Annotated in this window: 2 protein-coding genes; both read right to left on the bottom strand. The window is 66.9% G+C overall.

The window, feature by feature from the left end; all coding sequences use genetic code 11:
* Nucleotides 1–5,429 (bottom strand): polyketide synthase (locus RMO40_RS05780; protein ID WP_309717591.1); only part of this gene is annotated, 5,429 nt, incomplete at its 3' end.
* 108 nt (nucleotides 5,430–5,537) lie between these two features.
* Nucleotides 5,538–6,039: phosphopantetheine-binding protein (locus tag RMO40_RS05775; RefSeq protein ID WP_309717588.1), on the bottom strand; the 502-nt coding region annotated here is incomplete at its 5' end.

The raw sequence follows: 6,039 nt of genomic DNA, 5'->3' as shown, positions 1-6,039 counted from the left end.
CGCACCGCAATCAGCGAGTGGCCGCCCAGGTCGAAGAAGCTGTCTTTGATGCCAACCCCTTCCACGCCCAGCAGCTTGCCCCACAGCTCGGCCAGGCCCTTCTCGAACGAATCGCGCGGCGGCGCGAAGTCGCTGTCGAGCTCGGGCCGCGAGAAGCGGGCGTCGTTGCTGGCCATCGAAGCGCGGCTGAGCGACTCGGCTTGCGCGATCAGGTCGTCGACCTTCATCGAGCTCACGATCAGCTCGGCCGGCATGGCGCCGCTGAGCAAACGCGTGAGCGCCTGCAGGCCATCAGCAGGTGTGATGCCCTGGCTCACGTTGTGGCGCAGTGCCACCTCGCCTGGCGACAGCGGCTTGACGCGCGCTGTGGCCGGGCCTTCGCCACCGGCCATTGCGGCCTCGGGCTTAGGCGCATGCCACGGGCCGTCGAGGCGGCGCAGGGTCAGGCGGTCGACTTCGGCCAGCACTTTGCCGTTGGCGTCGGTCAGGGTCACGTCGAAGGCGGCGAAATCGCTGGCCACCGAGCCGTCACTGGACAAGCGGATCCAGCTGTAGACATCGGCCTGCAGCGGCGCATGGAAACGCAGGCCACGGTAAGAGATCGGCGCCCACAGGTTCTGCACCACCTCCTGGTCGGCGTAGCCGGGGATCAGGTCCATCGCGCAGCCTGTGGCGATGTCGAGCACGCCGGGGTGCAGGCCCCAGTCCGCCAGGTCGCCCGCGAACTCGGCCGGCAGTTGCAGGTGGGCCAGCGCTTCCTTGGTGCCCAGGTGCAGGCGTTTGAGCACACGCCAGCGGGGGCCGAACTTGAGATGGGCTTCCTGGCGTGTGCGCAAGGCGCTCGCGCCGGCCGCGGCGGTGACGGGGCCGGTGCAACGCGCTTCGATCTCGGGCAGGCTCAGCACAGCGGCGGCCTGCTTGGCCGGCGTGACACGCGCGGTGGCGCAGCGCACGAAGCTGCCCGGTGCATCACCCTCGGCCAGGATTTCGACATCCCAGCGCTGATCATCGCCCCGCAAGCTAACGCGGAAAGCGCGCGTGGCGCCGTCGTCCACGAAGAGTGGTGACTCGAACACCAGGTTGCTCAGCTGCCACGGGCCGGGGTTGCCGAGTTCGGCCAAGGCGGCACGAACGAGTTCGAGATAACCCGTGCCGGGCAACAGCGCTTCACCACTGCCCAGGCGGTGTTCGTCGATCACCCAGTCTTTGGATGAGAGCGTGCCGGTGAGCACCTCCAGCTGCGCCAGGCCGTCGCGCGAGGCGAGGCGGTGTTCGAAGTGCGGGCTGGTGACGGGCAGGGTCTGGGCCGTGGCGGGCTCCGACGGGCCGGCCAGCTGACCCACCATGCCGACGTCTTTCCAAATCCCCCAAGAGATCGCTGTCACCGGGTACTTGCGCTGACCCGCGCACGACTCCGCGAACGCGTTGACGAAGGCGCTTGCACCCACGTAGTCGATCTGGCCGGTAGGTGCGATGTAGGCGCTGGTGGACGAGAACAGCACCATGAAGTCGAGGGCAGAGTCGCGGAAGATCTCGTCGAGCACCTGGGTGCCGTAGACCTTGGCCGAGAACACGTCTTCGATGTCGCGCGGGCTCTTGAGCTGGATCAGGTTGTCGCGGATCACACCGGCGGCATGGAACACGCCGTGGATCTCCTTGAACGCAGTGCGTGCCTCGGCCACCACTTCTTTCATGCGCTCGGCCACGGCCACGTCGGCCGCCACGGGCAACACGGTGGCGCCGAGTTTTTCGAGCTGGCGCACCTTCTGGATCGCCTGGCTGATGCTGTCGCCGGACTCGTGTTTGTCGAGCCAGTCGTCCCAGTCGCCGCGCTGTGGCAGCGGCGTGCGGCCCACCAGCACCAGCTTGGCCTTGTATTCGCGTGCCAGCCATTCGGCGAGCACACCGCCAATGCCACCCAGGCCACCGGTGAGCAGGTACACGCCCCCTTGGCGCAAGCGCTGCACGGGCGCTGCGCCCGCGGGCTGCTTGAACGCGCCGAGGTGACGCTCCCAGCGCACGCCGTTGCGCCACGCGATGACACGGGTGCCCGGTTGGGCGAACAGTTCGCTCGTCACATCGGCGGCCACACGCGCCACGGCCGCTTCGGCCTGCGGGTTGCGTTTGCCATTGAGTTTGGTGTCGCCGAGGTCGACATCGATGAACGCGCAGCTCAGGTTCGGGAACTCGCGCGGAATCACCGCGCATGGGCCGAGCGCCGTCGCCTTGTCGGGGAACAAAAGGCCTTCGTCGCCCACACGCTGCGCGCCGTTGGCCACCACCGTCATGTGCAGCGCTCGCTCGGTCAGACCGGATTTGCCCAGCGCACGCGCCAGGTGGAACAGCGAGTAGAAGCCGTGCTCCTGGTTGCGGTGGAAAAAGGTCGAGCCGGGGCGGAAGTTGCGATCGAGCGTGACCAGCCAGGTGTGCAGGATGCGGTCGGGCACGATCTCGCGCTCGGCCAGCGAATCGAGCAGCTCTTGATAACCCACGCCGCCGGCTTCGGCAGCCAGCGTGTAGGTGGCCTCGTCGACCTGCGCAAAGGTGTCGCCCGGCAGCACGGAGATGACCTGGTGACCGGCTTCGCGCAGGCTCGCCACCGCGCTCAGCGACAGTGGTTCGCGGCCATGGAAGGCCAGCCAGGTGTGCACCTCGTCGCTCGAATCGAGAATGCCTTGTTGTACCCAGCGTGGCTTGCGGAACCAGTCGCCGATCTCGGCCTGGCGCAGCGGGCGCTCGGCCTCCGCGCGCGACGCGCCGAGGGTGCCCACGCCAGGCTCGATCCAGTAGCGTGCATGTTGGAAAGCGTAGGTCGGCAGCGGCACACGGCGCCGGCCTTTGCCCCACAGGCGCTGCACGTCGAACTCGACCCCCAGCGCCCACAGCCGGCCCATCACGGTGCGGAAGTAGACGTGGTCGGGGATCGGGTCTTGCGGGTGGCGCATCGATGACAACACACGCTGGGTCGGTGAGCGCGGGTTCTGCCGCACGAAGGAGCCCAGCATGTTGCCGGGGCCGACTTCGAGGAACACGTGGTTGTCGGATTCGAGCAGCGTGTCGACCCCATCGGCAAACAGGATGGAGTTGCGCAAGTGCTGCACCCAGTACTCCGGGTCACGCGCACTCGCCGGATCAAGCCACTTGCCGGTTCGGTTGGAGACGATGCGCAGCCGGGGCTCGTTGAGCTTGATGCTCTGCAGGTACTGGCGAAAGCGCGGCAAGATGCCGTCGAGAAGACGTGAGTGCGCCGCCACGTCGACCTTCACCCGCTGCGTGTCGATGCCCTGCTCGGCCAGTCGCGCGGCCAAGGCCTCGAGCGGTGGCAAGGGGCCTGACATGACAGACAGCTGCGGGCTGTTGGCTGACGCCAGATCGAGCTCGTCGCCGAGCAGCGGCACCAGGTCCTTGGCGGCCATGGGCACGCTGACCATGCCGCCCTGAGGTGTCTGCCCGACCAATTGGCCACGCAGCAGCAAGAGGCCGAGCGCGTCTTCGAACGAGAACACGCCGGCAATGCAGGCTGCGGTGTTTTCGCCCATGCTGTGGCCGATCACCACCTCGGGTTTGATGCCGTAAGACTCCCACAGCTTGCTGAGCGCGATCTCGACGAGAAAGGTCAACGGCAGCTGCGACGACGGCTTGGCCAGCAGATCACCCAGCTCGGGGCTCACCTCCTGGGCCAGCAGCACCGGCGCCAGGTCAGCGCCGAAACGTGTCTTGAGAATGCCCAGGCCCTTGTCGACCCACTCGCGGAACACCGGCTCTTTTTCATAGAGCCCCATGCCCATGCTCACGTACTGCGCGCCACCACCGGGGAACATGAACACCAGCGAGGGGCGGTCGAGGTCCTTGGTGTGGTTGAAGACCCGCTTGGCGTCGTTGCTCTCCAGCAGCGCGATGGCTTCTTCGTGGTTGGCGCAGGCCAGCACACGGCGCTGCTCAAAACCACGGCGGCCCACGTGCAGCGAATGCGCCACATCGGCCAGCGGTGTCTTCGGGTTGTCTTTCAGCCAGGCGGCGAGGCGGCGGGCGTTGTCGTCAAGTGCCTTGCGGTTGCGGGCCGACAGCACCAGCAGCTGGGTCGACTCGTCGATGGGCGTGGGCGTGCGCGCGACGGCCGGCGCTTCTTCGAGCACCACGAAGGCGTTGGTGCCACCGACGCCGAGCGAGTTGACACCAGCGCGGCGCGGCTTGTTGCCGTCAACCTTCCAGTCGCTGAGCTGGGCCGCCACCGTGAACGGGCTGCTGGCGAAATCGATGCGCGGGTTGGGTGCTTCGAAGTTGAGCGAGGGCGGAATCTGTTTGTGCTCGAGCGCAAGCGTGGCCTTGATCAGGCTGGCCACCCCGGCGGCGGTGTCAAGGTGGCCGATGTTGGTCTTGACCGAGCCGACCTTGCAGTAGCCCACGCGGTCGGTGGTGTCGCGAAAGGCCTGCGTCAGCGCGGCAATCTCGATCGGGTCGCCGACCGGCGTGGCGGTGCCGTGGCATTCGATGTAGCTCAGCGTGTCGGCATCGCAGTCCGACACTGCCAGCGCTTCGGTGATGCAGGCGGCCTGGCCGTCGACGCTGGGCGCGAGGTAGCCCACCTTGCGCGAGCCGTCGTTGTTGCAGGCCGTGCCCTTGATGACGGCGTGCACGTGGTCGCCGTCGCGCAGCGCATCGGCCAGCCGGCGCATGACGACTACACCGGCGCCGCTGCCGAACACCGTGCCCTTGGAGCGGTGGTCGAAGGTGCGGCAGTGGCCGTCGGGCGACAGCACTTCGCCTTCTTTGTAGTGGTAGCCCACGCCATGCGGCACCTCGATGGTCACCCCACCGGCGAGCGCCATGTCGCACTCGCCCGACAGCAGGCTTTGCACCGCCAGGTGGGTGGCCACCAGCGAGGTGGAGCAAGCAGTCTGCACGTTGACACACGGCCCGTGCAGGTTGAATTCGTAGGAGACGCGGGTCGACAAAAAGTCTTTGTCGTTGCCGGTGTGGCGAAGCAGAAAGAGGCCGACCGAATCGACCAGCTCGGGATTGCTCAGCAGGTTGAAGGTGAAGTACGCCCCCATGCCGCAGCCGGCAAACAGGCCCACCGCGCCCTCGAACTTTTCCGGCGGGTGGCCGGCGCGTTCGAGTGCCTCCCAGCACACCTCGTAAAACTGGCGGTGCTGCGGGTCGAGGATGGCGGCTTCCTTCTGGCTGAACCCGAAAAACTCGGGGTCGAAGGCGTCCATGTCTTGCAGGCTGATGCCGGCCTTCACGTAGTTCGGGTCGGAGAGCGTGCTGCGCGACACGCCCTTGGCCAGCAACTGCTCGTCGGTGTAAGGCTGCGTGGCCTCAACACCGTTTTTCAGGTTGGCCCAGAACTCTTCGGGGTTGGAGGCACCGGGCACCCGGATCGCCATGCCCACGATGGCGATGTCACTCTCGTTCGCCTCGCTCATGCGGACGGTCCTGCGGCAGAGGCTGCGGTGGGTTGGGTTGTGGTGTGCAGCGTCATGACCTGACTCATCCTCGGATCGTTTTTGTTGTCGTTTAAAAGGGGCTGTACGTCAGGCGCGCACGCCCTGGCGGCGCTGCATCGCCGCACGGCGACCTTGTGCACGCGCCTTGCCGGCCTGGGCACCGGCATCGTCTTCGCCGTCTTGCGCTAGGAAGTTGCTCAGGCTCTGGATGGTCGGGAAACGGAAGATGTCGGTGATCGACAAGTCGCGCCCCAGCGCATCGCGCAGCTTGCGGTGCGCCTGCACGGCCAGCAGCGAGTGGCCGCCCAGGTCGAAGAAGTTGTCGCGCGCGCCCACTTGCGGCAGCTTGAGCACGTCTTTCCAGATGGCGGCGATCTTTTCTTCCAGGTCGCTGGCCGGGGCCACGAAAGCTTCGCTCACCACCGGCGCGTGGCCGGCCTCGGGCGCGGGCAGCGCCTTGCGGTCAATCTTGCCGTTGGGTGTTTGTGGCAGCGCGTCGAGATGGACGAAATGCGCTGGCACCATGTAATCGGGCAGGCGGCTGCGCAGGTGTTCTTTCAGATCCGCCGCGGGTGCGGCGTCTTTGCCG

The organism is Rhizobacter sp., from assembly GCF_031412075.1.
Lineage (GTDB): Bacteria > Pseudomonadota > Gammaproteobacteria > Burkholderiales > Burkholderiaceae_C > Rhizobacter.
The sequence above is the reverse complement of the archived record's forward strand: the minus strand, read 5'-3'. Positions and strand labels throughout refer to the sequence as shown.